Raw genomic sequence first — 15,833 nt, forward strand, 5'->3', positions numbered from 1 at the left:
CAATATCCCCTAACCATCCAAAAAAGCCGCACTCGTAGCAGACGTGCCAAACGATGCGTGAGCGATTTGCTTAGGGGATAGAGGTTTTTTGCCTACTTTTTTGACGGGGCAAAAAAGTAGAAAGTATTTTAAAAATCTAATCGAAGTCCAAAATACCACGCATCATTATAGGTCACATTGCGGCTTTTCAGATCGGTATCGATCTGACGATATCCCACTTCAAGGCGGCCGTTTTCAATCGGTTCCGCATCCAAATGGATACGGGTTTCAAAATACCCGTCTCCTTCTTTAAAGGTAAGAACCGAAGGGGCATAATAAAGGGCGCCGCCGAGATAAAAAGGAAACGGCGTATTCAAAGGGAGACGGAGTTCCGCTTCTGCCCCCAACGGAACAGCTGCATACGAATTACCATCGATTTTTGTATATTCCGCCTTCATCCCAAGACCCAATTTTAATCCCCGTACACCTTGAACCGGACGCATTACCATAAAAGAGACTTCCATCAACGGATCAGGATCGGCGATAGTATGGCTGTTGTTGTTATCACCGTTCAAAAAACGGGCTCCGATATAGGTATTGCTCATCGCATTCCCCATACGTCCCATATCCAGGCGAATTTGACCCTCAACTTCTTGGTCGTTGACATTCGCTTCAATCTCGTGGGCGGCAAATGCTCCGGTACTGATCAAGGCACTTAACAGTAATTTTTTTAACATGATGTTCCTTTATTTATTCTCTCTATTGTGGAAGTTGTACTTTTGCCATCAACGAACTGAACCAGTCGCAATTCCTTAGCAAATTCTGCTCCAACGACGCTTTTGCCCTCGTAGTCACCGCCCTTGACCAAAATATCGGGAGCGATACTTTTGATCAAATCATGCGGAGTCTCTTCGCTAAACAATACGACATAATCGACCGATTCGAGCGCCGCTAAAATATAGGCGCGATCCGCTTCGATATTCACCGGACGCGTTGGCCCTTTCAGCTCTCGTACCGAACTGTCCGAATTCAGCCCGACGATCAAAATATCGCCGTAGCTTTTTGCCTCTTGGAGATATTTGACATGACCGACGTGGAGAATATCGAAACAGCCGTTGGTGAAAACGACTTTTTTCCCCTCTTTTTTAAACCGGTCGGCAATAGCCGCTATCTCTTGCGCTGTTTTGATGTGCATCTCGGACGTGCTTTGGTGCAGACTCGATTCATACATTTCGATCTCACCCAAGGTAACCGTGGCGGAACCGATTTTGCCGACGACTACAGCAGCGGCATGATTTGCAAACGGAGCCGCTTCATCGATGCTCAGTCCGCAGCTCAGGGCATAGGAGAGTGATGCGATCACCGTATCTCCCGCGCCCGTTACATCATAAACTTCTTTTGCAACGGTCGGAAAACGGCGCATATTTTGATCATAGATTGCAATCCCGTCTTCGGAGAGGGTAATCATCGAGCACTCTAACGCACAGGTTTCTTTTAGACTTAAAAGAGCTTTTTGGAGACTTTTATCATCATTGATCGCAATACCCGTCGCTTCGGAAGCCTCTTTTTTATTAGGGGTGAGCAAATAAGCTCCGCGGTATTTGCGATAATCTTTCCCCTTGGGATCGACGAGCACTTTTTTCCCCGCCGCTTTTGCGGCAGCGATTACTCCGCCGGCAACGGCGTCAGTAATCACCCCTTTGCCGTAATCGGAAAGAATAATGATGTCGCAGGTGTCGATTACTTCGATCACATAAGAGACGATAGCACGTTCGCTGGTTTTGTCAATCGACTCTTTGGATTCTTTGTCATACCGCAAAATCTGCTGATTAGACGCGATAATGCGACTCTTTTTCGATGTTTTGCGTTCCGATTGGCGGATCAGTCCATTACTGTCGGCACCGATATCACTGAGCATTGCACGCAACTCTTCGCCGTTTTCATCATCACCGATCACACCTGCAACACTCACCGCTGCTCCCAGTGCGACGAGGTTATTGATCACATTTCCCGCACCTCCGAGAACAGTGGTCTCACGTGCAATATCAACGATCTGCACCGGGGCTTCCGGAGAAATTCGTTCACATCCTCCCCATAAATAATGGTCGATCATCAAATCCCCGATGACGAGGATATGGGGATGGGCATTATGAAGCCGATTCATGATAGTTCCTGCTCATACGTGCGTTTGATCTCCGGAACATAGGCCGCGATCCCCTCTTCGAATTCATAACGCGGAGAATACCCCAACGCATCACGTGTAGTTTGGATATCCGCTTCCGTATGAAACTGATAACGCCCCACATACGGATTGGGGATATACTCGCACGGATACGATGTCCCTAATTCGCGCTGCAAGATATCGACCATCGACTGAAACGATCGCGCTTTGCCGGTACCGACATTGAACACACCGTTTTCTTTAGGGTGCATCGCGAGTATATTGGCCTGAACAATGTCTTCGATGTAGATAAAATCCCGTAAAATTTGATCCGAATTTTCAAAGAGTTTCGGATTTTTCCCCGATAAGAGCTGATGACCGAACTGCACGACCATCGATGCCGTTTTGTTTTTAAAAAATTCTCTCGGCCCGTAAACATTGAAATAGCGCAATCCGACGATAGAAATGTTTTTAAATTTTTGAGCATATTGACGCGCTAAATGGTCCATCATCAGTTTGGAAAAACCGTATACATTCTGAGGAGCTTCCCGTCCGACGCGCTGCGGGGACGCTGCATCACCATACGTCGCACCCGAAGAGGCATAAATCATATTGGCGCCGTGTGCCACAGCCATATCGAGCAGATCTTTGAACGCATTGACATTCGTCTGAATCATTAGGTCCTGTTCCAAGGCCGTCGTATCGGAAATCGCCGCTTCGTGAAAAATATAGTCGAATTTGTAGTTTTTTTCCAGTATCGCCAGTAACGCTTTGTCGTTAATGTCACCGCTGATCACTTCACCGCGAAAGCCGAGAAGATTTTTAAAATGTCCGAAACTTTTAAGATTACCGTTTGAGAGGGTTAAATTTGAGCGAAAAAGATCCAATACAACGACATGGGCATCCGGATAATTCTCCTGAAAATAAAACGCAAGGTTGGAACCGATAAAACCTGCTCCTCCCGTTATTAAAATCGTTTTAGAGTTCAAATCAACATCACTGTACAGCATAAGTAATCCTATATTAAGGTAGTATCATATTGTAACAAACAATAGTTTAAAGGTTAAGCAGTTAGCGCGTTTTTAAGATTGCTAATACTATAATGGTGCCGAAATTTTTTATGGAGAAAACAAATGAAAAAAATTGCTCTTGCAATGTTATTCGCTGGTGTATCTTTGATGGCTGCCGATGGTAAAGCCCTAACTGCTAAATGTGCTGCTTGCCATGGTGCTTCTTTCGAAAAAGCTGCTCTTGGTAAATCAGCAATCGTAAAAGGCCAATCAGTAGCAGTTATCGAAGCTTCTTTGAAAGCATACAAAGCTGGTACACAAAACAAAGCTGGTATGGGTGCATTGATGAAAGGTCAAGTTGCTACAATGTCTGATGCAGATATCAAAGCAGCTGCTACTTATATCGCAGGTATCAAGTAATTTAACTCCAAAGGAATTTATCCCTTTGGCTACGCTAACGCTGAGGTTCCCTCGGCGGAAAGCCCACGTGCAGTAAACCGCACTTAATTATTCTCTTCGTTTATCTTCTCTACTTATTCCGGTTTATACTCTTTTTTACGTGCTGCTTCCTGCTTGCGCTGCTGATTTGCCGCATCATTGAGTTCACTCTCATCATCATATTGCACTTGATTCATCATTTTGGTCTCATCATCAAACTGACCGTTTTTGATTCCCCACAAAAAAGCCGCTAACGCAATACCGCCCAAAAAGATCGATGCACCAAGCATCATGGCTATCACCCAAGAATCCATGTTTATCCCTTTATTTATTTATTTTTTCTTTTCTTTACCACAAAGAAAAGAAACAAAAGAAGCTCATCTCTCAACCAAAACGCTCACGCAACTTTTGGCACTACTGCCATCGTGCGTGGCTTTAATGGATGCTTGAGAGATCTATACTCATTTATAAAGCCAGCGAACCCGCATCGAATTGCCGACAACGAGAAGAGAACTGAACGACATCGAGATTGCCGCAATCAGCGGAATAACATACCCCATCATCGCGAGGGGAATCGTTATCGAATTATAGACGAGTGACACACCCAGATTTTGTTTGATCAATCCATACGTCTTGCGGCTGATTCCGAATGCTTCCGCCAACGATGTCAACGAATCATTCATCAGCACCACATCACTCACCTCGATTGCGATATCACTGCCATTGCCCATAGCGATCGCGATATCTGCGGCAGCAAGTGCCAAAAGATCGTTGACACCGTCTCCAGCCATCACGACGATATGCCCCTGAGTATGCACAAGATCAATAAAGGCCGCTTTTTCCTGAGGAGTCAAATGGGCGTGCACCTCATCAATTCCGACTTCTTTTGCCACTCTTAACGCCGCCGCTTCATGATCCCCAGTCAGCATTACGACACGAAGGTTTGATGTTTTTAGAGCTTCTATCGATTCATAGGCTCTCTCTTTCGGAAGATCGCGTAACTCGTAGACAGCAACCAATGTATTGTCCACCGCATAGTAAAAAAGGCTCTTGTCGCTCGATGAATCCACATCGATCCCAAGTTCTTCCATTAATAATGCATTACCTCCGGCGATCATCACACCGTTTGCCCTCCCAACCATACCGCGTGCAGGGATTTCACGTGCTTCTTCGATCGTACCGGTATCATGCCCCTCTTCGGTACGCTCCAGATACTCCATGACACCGCGGCTGATCGGATGTTTGGAGGAAGAGACAAGCGTATGCAGCGTATCGGTATTGAAAGGGTGATGAACACTGACATACACCACTTCAGGACGTCCTTGGGTGATCGTACCGGTCTTATCGAGTACGACCATCGTCGCTTTGGCCATCGTCTCGATCTGTGCAGCCGATTTAAACAATATTCCCCGCTTGGCTCCCAGCGCCAACCCTACCAAGGTCGCCACCGGAGTCGCCAGTGCCAAGGCACAGGGACAGGCGATAATAATGACGGAAATACCCACCATTAACGAGCGATCGAAAGTGTGCGGCCAAAAATACCATCCCCAAAACGTCGCAATGGCTAAAAATAAAATCGTTGACGAGAAATGCTGAGACAGCCGATTCGCGAGCTGCTCAATCGAGGGCTTATGCGCCATCGCATTTTCTAAAAGATTGACAAGGTTCGAAAGAGTCGAATTTGCAAAATCTTTGGTCGTGCGGTAATGGATCAGAGCATCGATACTCGTTGTACCGCTGATGATCTTATCCCCGATACGTTTAAAAATCGGCTCCGACTCTCCGGTGAGATTGCTTTCATCAAAACTCCCCTCCCCGGAGATCACTTCCCCGTCGATTGCCGAACGTTCACCGCTGCGGATTACGATCACATCCCCAACTTTGACCTCATTCACGTCAACAGAACGGATCACTTCCCCATCTACGATGCTCACTTCTCTCGGAACATGTTTGCCGATAATATCGAGAGTATCAGCGGCATTTTTGCGGCTCAAGACTTCCAAAAATTTTCCGAACAACACAAATGTAATAATCATCGCTACCGAATCAAAATAGGCTTCGCCCTTTTCAAACACCGTAATATAGATTGAATAAAGATAGGCCAGACTTGACCCTGTCACGACGAGCAAGTCCATTGTAACCGCACGATTTCGCAATCCGTAATAGGCTCCGCGATAAAAAATCCATCCGCTGTAAAAAAGAACCGGAGTAGCTAAAAACCACTCCGCGACATTGAGAATCGTTTTGACGTCTTGATCAATCCCCGTAAAATAGCCTGCATACTGAGCGACGGCGATCCACATCATGTTCATCGTCGCAAATGTCGCGACTGCCATCCGAAGGTAATAATCTTTGCGCTCTTTATTGGCACGTACCTCTTGGAGCGATGCATCGTAAGGAAAGGCGTTATAGCCGATCGCTCGGATCATATCGATGATGGCAGAGAGCTTAACGCTCTCAGGGTTCCAGGTAATACGGGCTTTGTTGTTCGTATAGTTGATATGGGCTTCGATGACCCCTTCCATTTTATGGAGGGCTTTTTCGTTCAGCCATACGCATGCGGCACAATGGATCCCTTCGATGACCAGAGAGACTTGGTAAAGGCCATCTTTGGTTATCGTTACGAACCGCTCATGAAAAGCGGGGGTGTCAAAATTAGTGCTTGCTTCGAACTGCTCTGTTGGAGGAGAGAGGGTCGTGTCTCCCATTTTGGAATAAAAGCTCTCCAACCCCTCATCTTTGAGGAGATGAAAAATACCGCGACAGCCGTTGCAGCAAAAGCGATACTCTCCGTCATGGATCATCACATCATCACTAAATTCCAAATGACAGTGGTTGCATTTGACTTTAGACATATTCAAATTTCCCTGCCATTTTATTTTTCTTTACCTGATCGTATTGCCCCATCACCCCTTGCATCACGATGTGAACCCCGGAAGCAGCACCTGCCGCGTAGCCGATTGCCATAGAGAGGTTGGCCGTCGCTTCAATCCTGTCAATGAAAAACGGTACCATGGCTCCGGTAAATACGATACGTTTATCTAGCCCCAGACTAGCAACATAGGCGGCACTCAAATCCATCGTATCGGTACCGTGAATGACAATAATGACGTTTTCATCTGACTGGGCGATGGTCTGAGACAGCAGTGCGCGATCATGATTATCCATCTCCAATGAGTCTTTGTAAAGTATCCCTTGAACCGGGATTGAAATCGCCAATGACTCTATAATTTGTTCAACGGCACGATTATCCTTCGGAACGAACAGTTCCCCTTTGATCGGATCATACCGTTTGTTAAACGTGCCGCCCGTATTGAGTATCAGCATCAGAGAAGCTCCCGCAATGAGTGAATGATTTTATTTGCTTTAGAAGAAGACTCTTCGGAGGAGAGGAGAATATTCGTACCGACCCCCGCTTTCAGAGCCGCTTCGATATCCCGTTCATTATCACCGATCATTACCGAGGAGGCCATGTCTAAGCCATACTCTTGTTGCGCAGACAAGAACATCCCCGGCTCCGGCTTACGACATTCGCATACACCGTCAATACTCTCATGATGAGGACAGTGATAAATATGGGTGATCGTAATACCAAACTCTTTAAAATGTTTTATCATCCATCGGCTCAAATGTGCAAAATCTTCCTCAGTATAGTATCCCCGCGAAATCCCCGATTGATTCGTCACGATAATGATCAAATACCCTTGCTCTTGATACATACGGCATACGTCGACAATCCCCGTCATAAGTTCAAAATCTTCAATTTTATGAAGATAGTTTTTCTCGATGTTAACCACACCGTCACGGTCGAGGAAAAGGGCTTTTTGTGACACTTATGCTACTCCGCCCCCGAAAAGTTCTTTTTCAATAATATCGCAGAGGATATGCCCGATCAGAATATGGGATTCTTGAATCCGAGGAGTGGCATTGGAGGGGATAATAATCGCGTAATCTGCCATAGCCGCCATTTTACCGCCATCACGTCCCACGAGGGCCACCGTCGTCACTCCGCGATCTTTTGCTGATTCAAACGCATTGATAATGTTTTGCGAATTTCCCGAGGTAGAGATCCCGATGAAAAGATCCCCCTCCTGTGCCATCCCCTCTAACTGACGGGAGAATACTTTATCGTATCCGTAATCGTTTCCGATCGCCGTGAGATTAGACGTATCCGTCGTCAATGCCAGCGAAGGGATAGACGGGCGGTCAAATCCGTAACGTCCGACCAATTCTGCCGCAATATGCTGCGCATCGGCAGCAGAACCGCCGTTACCCGCCAACATCGTTTTTTTTCCTTGTCGGTATACTTCAACGCAGGCTTTTGCGACGGTTACGATGCTATCCAACAAAGGTTCATTCTCTAAAATCGCCTGTTTTGTCGCCGCGGAATCAGCGATTTGTTTGATAATATAATTTTTCATTGTTTACCTTTAATATCGGATACCGGTAACGGAACGAATTTTATCCATTATTGGCTGCGCCGCCGAACTCGCCTTTGCCGCACCGGCTTTCAAAATCTCACGCACCTCATCCTGATGCGCCGCATAATATTCGCGTCGTTCGCGGTAAGGGCGAAAATACTCCCAAATCACATCGTGAGTATAAAGTTTGAAGTGCCCGTGCCCTTCGCCCCCTTTTTTATAGCGGTCCTGAAGTGCCGCACACTCTTCATAATCCAGAAAGAGTTTAGCGATATTGTAAACATTACAGTTTTCAAACTCTTTAGGCTCTTCCATCGGAACCGCTTCGGTCACGATCTTTTTGATGATTTTCGACTGAATCTTCTCTTCTGAGAAAATGGGAATCGTATTCCCGTAACTTTTGGACATCTTCTGTCCGTCAATTCCGGGTACCGTAGCGACGTTTTCATTCACACGGAATTCAGGCAGCGTAAAGATCTCACCATACTGATTATTAAACTTCAACGCAATATCCCGCGCGATCTCGACATGCTGAATCTGATCTTTTCCGACCGGAATCACTTCGGAACCGAACAGCAAAATATCGGCTGCCATCAAGACAGGATATGAGAAGAGGCTGTGATTGCTTGCAATCCCTTTGGCCACTTTGTCTTTGAAACTGTGCGCTCTCTCTAAAAGCCCCATCGGAGTAAATCCCGACAGCACCCAATAGAGTTCTAATACCTCTTTGACATCCGACTGTACCCAAAAGGTACTTTTTTCCGGATCCATCCCCAAAGCCAAAAAGTCCGTTGCGGCCTGCATCGTCAATGTTGCCAGGCGTTCACCGTCACTCAGTGAACTCATCGCATGATAGTTTGCAATAAACGCAAATACTTCATGATCGTTTTGTGATTCGATCATTTCTTTGATCGAACCGAAATAATTTCCAATATGTAAATCGCCTGATGGCTGAATACCTGTTAAAACTCGCACAATAACTCCTTGAACATAAAGTAATTTTACCGCAGAGTCTCTTAAGCTTCCTCTTAAGAAAAGATATGCTATATTTTTCGATAGTTCAATACAAAAGGATTCATTATGAATGTCCAAATTCGCTCCAAAGAGATCAAACTTACCCAACATCTAAACGACCATATTGCTACCGCTATTGAAAATTTCAAACGTTACCATTTAGATATTACGACCGTCAATGTTATGATTACCAAAGAGAAAAAAGGGGTCGGTGTTGAGTTCGATATGCACATTGCCCATGCTCAACCCGTTGTTATTTCCGATCTCGATGAAGATTTGGATACTGCAATCGATATGGCCATCGAGCGTGCTAATAAAGCTCTCCGCCGTTTGCATGACAAAGTCAAAGACCACCACGCTACTTCGCTTCGAGAAATTGAAGTGATCGAAGAAGCCGCAGAATAAGACAATGAGCAAAATGAATGTCGTCTGCCCCCACTGCGGGGGCGTCAATGCTATCCCCGTTAAAGACTCCTATCAAAAAGCCGCCTGCGGGCATTGCAAAGCCTCTCTTCTCGATACCAAACCTATCTCCGTAACGGCTGAGAGTTTTGACCGGTTAATGCTCAATGACGAACGGCTGATCATTGCCGATTTTTGGGCGCCGTGGTGCGGACCGTGCCGAAGCATGGCACCCTCGTTCGAAGAGGCGGCTCGCCATTTCCCCCTCAAAGCGCAATTTATCAAAATCAACACCGAAGAGCATCAGCATCTCGGAGCCCGTTTTTCCGTCCGCTCGATCCCGACGGTCATCGCCTTCAAGAACAACCGTATCATTGATCAGTTCAGCGGCGCTTTACCGACCCCTCAAATTATTGCCTGGGTCAAAAAACACCTCTAGTTATTAATCTTTTTAGGGTACCCTACCGTTTAATTTATACTAGAGGACATAATACATGTACAGCTGGATGCTTTGGTTTCATATAATCTCGATGGTCTCGTGGTTCGCGGTGCTCTTTTATCTTCCCCGTCTTTTTGTTTATCATGTAGAAAACGGTACGAACCAAGGATTTATCGATGTCATAGAAGTGATGGAGATGAAGATTTATAAATATATCGGAGTTCCGGCATTTTGGGCGACGCTGCTGTCGGGGGTTGCATTGATTATCCTCTCAACACAGCACTATAACGGAGTCAATGTATTTCAGATGGGGGGTTGGATGCATGCGAAGCTGACTCTCGTAGCCATTTTGACCGCTTACTTTTTCTCGCTCGGACATTACCGTCTGAAACTCAAAGAGAATACCGCCTATAAAAGCGGGAAGTTTTTTCGTATCTATAATGAAATACCGACGCTGCTATTGATGGTGATCGTCGCCCTCGTTATTGTAAAACCTTTTTAAAATCTTTATTCGAGGTCTCTCTCCGTTCGCCCTGAGCTTGTCGAAGGGTAAACGGAATAATAAAGGATTATCATGCCTTTTCACGTCTACATCCTCCACTGTTCCGATAACAGTTACTACACAGGTCACACCGATAATCTTGAAAAACGTCTCGCTGAACATATGAATGGTGCAATACTGAGCTGTTACACCTTCAAACGTCGCCCTCTCACTCTCGTTTTCTCACAAGAATTTCCTACTCGTGAAGAAGCGTTGGCTTCGGAACAACAGATAAAAGGGTGGAGCCGTAAAAAGAAAGAAGCAATGATTCGAGGAGATTGGAAAGAAGTGTCGAGACTGGCGAAGTCGGGTTAGAGATCATTTTCTCTCGTTCGTGGTGAGCTTGTCGAACCATGAACTTCTATGTGAATATTCACCCTTCGACAAGCTCAGGGCGAACGGGGAAATTATCGAAGTAGAGGAGTGAAGATTACCACATCGAACGTGTTTTATGCGTTTTCGGCTTACGGCTTTGGTTTTTCGCTTTCGCTTTAAAGAGTACCGGAGTCCCCTCAAAATCAAACTGCTCCCGTAACTGATTCGTCAAATATCGGCGGTAACTAAAGTGAAGTCCCTGCGGTTTGTTCATAATCAGTGCAATACGCGGAGGACGAATATCGTACTGTGTCGCGAAATAAAGACGGATATTCATCCCGTTGATACTCGGCAGGATATGTTTGCGCATTGCCGCTTGGATCACCTCATTCAGCTTCCCTGTCGAAATACGCTGTGAATAGTTCTCATTGATTTTGAGGAGCATATCAAAGATTTTATGGACCCGCTGTTTGCTTTGTGCTGAGATCGTGACAATCGGAGCATAGCTCAAAAATTTAAAACGATCCCGCACTTCGGCGATGATTTTGTCGTAGTCCTCTTTGGGAGCCATATCCCATTTATTGAGAACGATCAGGCACGCAAGACGGTTTTTATCGACGAATCCCGCGATTTTCTCATCCAAGTCCATAAACGGCTGTGACGCATCGAGTACAAGCAATGCGATATCCGCCGTCTCTAACATCTCTTCGGTACGCATCAGAGCGTATTTTTCGATGCCGAGAATTTTTCCCCGTTTACGTATCCCTGCCGTGTCAATAAAGGTGATCTGTTTATCTTGATACTCTACCGTCTCATCGATCGGGTCAATCGTTGTCCCCGCAACCGAGCTCACGACGGAGCGATCTTCTCCGAGCAATGCGTTGAGGAGTGAACTTTTCCCGACGTTGACGCGACCGATAATAGCCACTTTCATTTGATTGACATCGCCGGCTTCGTACTCTTTGACGATTCCGCGGTACGCCTCTTCGAGTTCTTCGATCGATGTTTCCTCTTCGTCTTCGTCATCCTCCTCGGGAATAAAAAATCCCGAGTCGTCCTCTTCCTCATCCTCGAACTCTTCATCATCGGATGAAGCTTTCAACGCCGCATCGAATCCGTCCAGATCATCGCCTTCCGCAATTTCAGCTTCAGGTTTGACAATAGACGATTCTGGAAGTTCGGAAGCTATCCAGTTCAGAAGCGGCAAAACGGATCGGTTGTGGGAAACCGAAATACCGAAAATCCGGTCTGTTCCGAACTCATAATATTCCCAAAGTTTCTCTTGCATTTTATCGTTATCGATTTTGTTAACGACCAAAGCAATCGCTTTTCCCATGGATTCAAGCTCATAGAAAAGCTTTTTGTCATCCTCTTCCGGGAGACTTTTACCATCCACCATAAACAAGATGATATCGGCTTCATGAGCCGCCTTGAGAGATTTTTCTTTAATCCGGTCAAAGAGTTCGCACCCTTCATCGAGTCCGCCCGTATCGAGAATCTCAACCTCTTTATCCACCACGACGGCGACCCGTTTTTTAACATCACGCGTCGTACCTGCCTGCTCAGAGGTAATCGCATCACGCTGCTTCAGCAAACGGTTAAAGAGAGAACTTTTGCCGACATTCGGACGACCGATAATCGCTAATTTTTTCATAGACTTCCTATTAGTTGTGTACTAAAATTGTATTTAGCTGTATATTCTCCCGCATTTATGCGGGTAGCTTCAGGGGATTGCAAAGGACAAACCTGCCCTTGCCACTCAAAATGGGCTTTGCTCATTGGAGTGCACAATATCAATATTTTATTATAGCGTAGTTGCACTTAGGGTATGATTTCAAAATGATAGCCTATGATTATGAACATTTTAAAAATGATGCCAAAACCCTTAGCAGCCTCTGCAGAGAATTCCAAGCCGACACGATTGTAGCCGTTGCCAGAGGGGGTATGACTCTTGCGCACGCACTCGCCATGGCTTTAGATATTCGTAATGTACAAAGCGTTCGAGCAGAAAGCTACGACGGCGACTGCCAACGCGATACGATCACCGTTTCGGGAAAATGTGATTTTTTGGACTCCTCCCGAATCTTAATTGTCGATGATATTGTTGACAGCGGACAGACGCTGGCCTCGCTTATGCCTCAATTACGCTCAGAGTATCCACATTGTGAATTTAAAACGGTCGCCCTTTTTACCAAATCCACCGCACTTCTCCAACCGGACTATTCCTTACACGAAGCCACGGATTGGATCGATTTTTTCTGGGAACGGGATTATTTAAAAAGTGATTTGCTATAATCGCGCCCAACTACCTCACATCATCATGTTGAAATAAGGATTTTTTGTATGTCTAAAGAATATATTTTTACCTCCGAATCGGTTACCGAGGGGCATCCGGACAAGATGGCCGACCAGATCAGTGACGCGATTTTGGATTATATTATCGAACATGATCCTAAAGCACGCGTAGCATGTGAAACACTTGTCTCGAATGGATTTTGTGTCATTGCCGGAGAACTGAAAACCACCTCGTATGCACCGATGCAAGAGATTGCCCGACAGGTCGTCCGTGAAATCGGCTATACCGATGCAACCTACGGATTCGATTACCGCTCATGCGCCGTACTCAACGGAATCGGAGAGCAATCTCCCGATATCAATCAGGGAGTCGACCAGGCAAGCGGTGAAATCGGTGCCGGGGATCAGGGGTTGATGTTCGGTTATGCCTGCCGTGAGACAGATGTATTGATGCCGTTGCCGATTTACCTCTCTCACCGTCTTGCTGAGCGCTTGGCACAAGTACGCAAAGAGGGGATTATCCCTTATTTGCGCCCAGACGGAAAAACGCAGGTAAGCGTCCGTTACGTCGATGATAAACCGGTCTCTGTCGAAACGGTTGTAGTCTCCACTCAACATGCACCCGATGTAAGTCAAGAAAAACTTCATGCCGATGTCATCGAAGAGGTCATTAAATATGTTATCCCGGCAGAGTTGATGAGTCCGAATATTGTCTATCATATCAATCCGACCGGCAAATTCGTCATCGGTGGTCCTCAAGGGGATGCCGGCCTGACGGGTCGAAAAATCATCGTCGATACCTACGGCGGAGCCTGCCCGCACGGCGGCGGAGCATTCAGCGGTAAAGACCCGACCAAGGTTGACCGTTCAGCTGCCTATGCGGCACGCTATGTGGCCAAAAACCTGGTTGCATCCGGTGCCTGCGAGAAAGCAACGATTCAAGTCTCATACGCAATCGGTGTCGTCAAGCCTATTTCCATTATGGTTAATGCACACGGAACAGCTGTTGTCCCCGAAGAAAAACTTGAAAGCTGTGTCAAAGAATTATTTAACCTGACACCGAAAGGGATTATTGAGTCTCTGGATTTATTGCGTCCTATCTACCGTAAGACTGCAGCATATGGTCATTTCGGACGTGAACTCCCCGAATTTACATGGGAAAAAACCGACAAAGTTGACGCAATTCGCGAGTATCTAGGCCTTTAATTCTCTTTCCGTAACACTCTATCCATAATCTATATTAGACCCCCTATTTTTTTAGGTGGGTTTAAAATTCTTCTGTTATAGTTACCGCATATTTATTAACCAAGGAGAACCCTATGGCAGTAATCATTAATGATACCTGTATTAACTGCGGCGCTTGTATTGACGAGTGTCCGGTAGAAGCGATCGTAGACGAGGACGATAACCCAACGGGTGAAGAGATCTATTACGTTTATGCTGACAAATGTGTCGAATGTGTCGGTCACCATGATGAGCCTGCGTGTGCAACAGCCTGTCCGACAGAGGGTTGTATCACTTGGGATGAAATCGGTGCAAGCCCTTCTCACCGTGATGATGTTACCGCTGAAATGCGTTCTTCAAAAGCAAACGTCGTAAATTAATTCCATTTAAACCACCAAAGGGGACTTACCCCTTTGGCTGCGCTAGCCGCTATGCTACAAAACTTGTCTTTTTGAGACAAAATCATTTTTCCTTTCTTACATATTCTCATCCTTAATATTACTTAAATTATTGTTTGGCTATAATCCCGTTCTATTTTTTACACACAAAACAGGAGCATTGATGGAACAAACGTTGTCAATCATCAAGCCTGACGCCGTAGCAAAAGGTGTCATTGGAAAAATTTTGGATCGTTTTGAGACTGATGGTCTTAAAATCGCAGCCATGAAAAAAGTTCAGCTTAGCCGTCAAGACGCTGAAGCATTCTATGCAGTACATGCTGCTCGCCCTTTCTTCAACGACCTCGTTGACTTTATGGTAAGCGGTCCGGTTGTTATCACTGTTCTAGAGGGCGAAAACGCTGTTCTACGTAACCGTGATTTAATGGGTGCAACTAACCCAAAAGAAGCAGAAGCCGGAACTATTCGTGCTGATTTCGCTGAAAACATCGATGCTAACGCTGTTCACGGAAGTGATTCAGTTGAAAATGCTAAAAATGAAATCGCGTTTTTCTTTTCAGGTCGCGAAATTTCGTAACCATCATGAAAATAGCATTCAAAAAATTGGGATCACAGCCGCTTCATTTTGAGGCAAATCGTGACAATGCCCTTTTTTCAGGTGACTTAATCCTGAAAAAAAGCAATCTTGCCCAATTAAACGGTACAATTACGGGGAGTATTTCAATTCCCTGCGATCTATGTGCCGAAGAGGTAGAGCGATCTTTGAACGAAGAGATTACTTTCTACCTTAGCGATGGGATATTCGAAGACAACAGCGATGAGTTGGATGTCGTCGAAATCGACAACTCGATGATCGATTTGGAAGAACTTCTACAATCCGAAATCGAGTTGATAAAAAGCGACTATTTTTGTTGCAAAAACTGCGAAGGAACCTCGTTAGACCGAGAGTTCTAAAACCAAATAGAAAGGACTATAAAAGATGGCAGTACCTAAAAGAAGAGTGAGTCATTCTCGCGCCGCAAAACGCAGAACTCACTATAAAATTTCTCTTGCTCGTCCAGTCAAAGACAAAGACGGCACGTACAAATTGTCTCACTATGTCAACCCGACAACCGGTGAGTATAAATAATCGATGATTAGAATTGCAATTGATGCAATGGGCGGGGACTTCGGTCCCGAACCGATTGTTAAAGGGA

Annotated in this window: 21 protein-coding genes; 11 read left to right on the forward strand and 10 right to left on the reverse strand. The window is 45.7% G+C overall.

Going from position 1 to position 15,833, the window contains the following annotated elements:
* Positions 1-128: 128 nt before the first annotated feature.
* The 3 genes from WAO38_RS02760 to rfaD are packed head-to-tail and all read right to left on the reverse strand — an operon-like array spanning position 129 to position 3,150.
* On the reverse strand, positions 129-716 hold the full coding sequence (locus WAO38_RS02760) for a YfaZ family outer membrane protein (RefSeq protein ID WP_422234122.1): 588 nt from the start codon (positions 714-716) through the stop codon (positions 129-131).
* On the reverse strand, positions 710-2,143 hold the full coding sequence (gene rfaE1 / locus WAO38_RS02765) for a D-glycero-beta-D-manno-heptose-7-phosphate kinase (RefSeq protein WP_422234124.1): 1,434 nt from the start codon (positions 2,141-2,143) through the stop codon (positions 710-712). The genes WAO38_RS02760 and rfaE1 overlap by 7 nt, the downstream gene beginning before the upstream one ends.
* On the reverse strand, positions 2,140-3,150 hold the full coding sequence (gene rfaD / locus WAO38_RS02770) for an ADP-glyceromanno-heptose 6-epimerase (RefSeq protein ID WP_422234126.1): 1,011 nt from the start codon (positions 3,148-3,150) through the stop codon (positions 2,140-2,142). The genes rfaE1 and rfaD overlap by 4 nt, the downstream gene beginning before the upstream one ends.
* Before the next feature lie 123 nt (positions 3,151-3,273).
* Between rfaD and WAO38_RS02775 the strand changes: the two genes are divergently transcribed.
* Complete coding sequence (locus WAO38_RS02775) at positions 3,274-3,570, forward strand: c-type cytochrome (protein WP_422234127.1); 297 nt, start codon at positions 3,274-3,276, stop codon at positions 3,568-3,570.
* Between the two features lie 113 nt (positions 3,571-3,683).
* On the opposite strand, the gene ccoS is transcribed toward WAO38_RS02775, so the two are convergent.
* The 6 genes from ccoS to trpS form a co-directional block, all read right to left on the reverse strand.
* Complete coding sequence (gene ccoS, locus WAO38_RS02780; RefSeq protein WP_422234129.1) at positions 3,684-3,902, reverse strand: cbb3-type cytochrome oxidase assembly protein CcoS; 219 nt, start codon at positions 3,900-3,902, stop codon at positions 3,684-3,686.
* A gap of 147 nt (positions 3,903-4,049) precedes the next feature.
* Complete coding sequence (locus tag WAO38_RS02785) at positions 4,050-6,443, reverse strand: heavy metal translocating P-type ATPase (protein WP_422234131.1); 2,394 nt, start codon at positions 6,441-6,443, stop codon at positions 4,050-4,052.
* Positions 6,436-6,915 carry an asparaginase domain-containing protein gene (locus WAO38_RS02790; RefSeq protein WP_422234133.1) on the reverse strand — a complete coding sequence of 160 codons (480 nt, stop codon included), beginning with the start codon at positions 6,913-6,915 and terminating at the stop codon, positions 6,436-6,438. The genes WAO38_RS02785 and WAO38_RS02790 overlap by 8 nt, the downstream gene beginning before the upstream one ends.
* Positions 6,915-7,421, reverse strand: a complete 507-nt coding sequence (gene gmhB / locus WAO38_RS02795; RefSeq protein ID WP_422234135.1) for a D-glycero-beta-D-manno-heptose 1,7-bisphosphate 7-phosphatase — start codon at positions 7,419-7,421, stop codon at positions 6,915-6,917. The genes WAO38_RS02790 and gmhB overlap by 1 nt, the downstream gene beginning before the upstream one ends.
* Positions 7,422-8,009 (reverse strand): D-sedoheptulose 7-phosphate isomerase, encoded by a 588-nt coding sequence (gmhA, locus tag WAO38_RS02800; protein WP_422234137.1) that lies wholly within the window; start codon positions 8,007-8,009, stop codon positions 7,422-7,424.
* Between the two features lie 9 nt (positions 8,010-8,018).
* Positions 8,019-8,984 carry a tryptophan--tRNA ligase gene (trpS, locus tag WAO38_RS02805; protein ID WP_422234139.1) on the reverse strand — a complete coding sequence of 322 codons (966 nt, stop codon included), beginning with the start codon at positions 8,982-8,984 and terminating at the stop codon, positions 8,019-8,021.
* Positions 8,985-9,089: 105 nt separating this feature from the next.
* Here trpS and hpf point away from each other — a divergent pair, with 105 nt between their 5' ends.
* From hpf to WAO38_RS02825, 4 genes are all read left to right on the forward strand, one after another.
* A complete protein-coding gene (gene hpf, locus WAO38_RS02810) occupies positions 9,090-9,428 on the forward strand; it encodes a ribosome hibernation-promoting factor, HPF/YfiA family (RefSeq protein WP_422234141.1) in 339 nt (112 codons plus the stop codon).
* 4 nt (positions 9,429-9,432) lie between these two features.
* Positions 9,433-9,864: a thioredoxin TrxC gene (gene trxC, locus WAO38_RS02815; RefSeq protein WP_422234143.1), complete on the forward strand. Its 432-nt coding sequence runs from the start codon at positions 9,433-9,435 to the stop codon at positions 9,862-9,864.
* Positions 9,865-9,931: 67 nt separating this feature from the next.
* The gene (locus WAO38_RS02820; protein WP_422234164.1) at positions 9,932-10,366 is read left to right on the forward strand and encodes a CopD family protein; all 435 of its coding nucleotides are present in this window, start codon (positions 9,932-9,934) and stop codon (positions 10,364-10,366) included.
* 72 nt (positions 10,367-10,438) lie between these two features.
* Positions 10,439-10,720, forward strand: coding sequence for a GIY-YIG nuclease family protein (locus WAO38_RS02825; RefSeq protein WP_422234145.1), 282 nt, complete (start codon positions 10,439-10,441; stop codon positions 10,718-10,720).
* Positions 10,721-10,835: 115 nt separating this feature from the next.
* Here WAO38_RS02825 and der read toward each other — a convergent pair whose 3' ends face one another.
* Complete coding sequence (gene der, locus WAO38_RS02830) at positions 10,836-12,374, reverse strand: ribosome biogenesis GTPase Der (RefSeq protein ID WP_422234148.1); 1,539 nt, start codon at positions 12,372-12,374, stop codon at positions 10,836-10,838.
* A 185-nt stretch (positions 12,375-12,559) separates the two neighbouring features.
* Between der and WAO38_RS02835 the strand changes: the two genes are divergently transcribed.
* The 6 genes from WAO38_RS02835 (at position 12,560) to rpmF (ending at position 15,766) form a co-directional block, all read left to right on the forward strand.
* Positions 12,560-13,015 (forward strand): phosphoribosyltransferase, encoded by a 456-nt coding sequence (locus WAO38_RS02835; protein ID WP_422234150.1) that lies wholly within the window; start codon positions 12,560-12,562, stop codon positions 13,013-13,015.
* Positions 13,016-13,063: 48 nt separating this feature from the next.
* Entirely contained in the window at positions 13,064-14,221 is a 1,158-nt protein-coding gene (gene metK, locus WAO38_RS02840) for a methionine adenosyltransferase (RefSeq protein WP_422234152.1), read from the forward strand.
* Positions 14,222-14,334: 113 nt separating this feature from the next.
* Positions 14,335-14,619 (forward strand): 4Fe-4S dicluster domain-containing protein, encoded by a 285-nt coding sequence (locus tag WAO38_RS02845; RefSeq protein ID WP_422234154.1) that lies wholly within the window; start codon positions 14,335-14,337, stop codon positions 14,617-14,619.
* A gap of 181 nt (positions 14,620-14,800) precedes the next feature.
* The gene (gene ndk / locus WAO38_RS02850; protein WP_299924962.1) at positions 14,801-15,214 is read left to right on the forward strand and encodes a nucleoside-diphosphate kinase; all 414 of its coding nucleotides are present in this window, start codon (positions 14,801-14,803) and stop codon (positions 15,212-15,214) included.
* 5 nt (positions 15,215-15,219) lie between these two features.
* Positions 15,220-15,591, forward strand: a complete 372-nt coding sequence (locus WAO38_RS02855) for a YceD family protein (RefSeq protein WP_422234157.1) — start codon at positions 15,220-15,222, stop codon at positions 15,589-15,591.
* 25 nt (positions 15,592-15,616) lie between these two features.
* Positions 15,617-15,766, forward strand: a complete 150-nt coding sequence (rpmF, locus tag WAO38_RS02860; protein ID WP_013461018.1) for a 50S ribosomal protein L32 — start codon at positions 15,617-15,619, stop codon at positions 15,764-15,766.
* Positions 15,767-15,833 lie beyond the last annotated feature (67 nt).

The sequence above is a fragment of the Sulfuricurvum sp. genome, from assembly GCF_049277495.1.
Lineage (GTDB): Bacteria > Campylobacterota > Campylobacteria > Campylobacterales > Sulfurimonadaceae > Sulfuricurvum.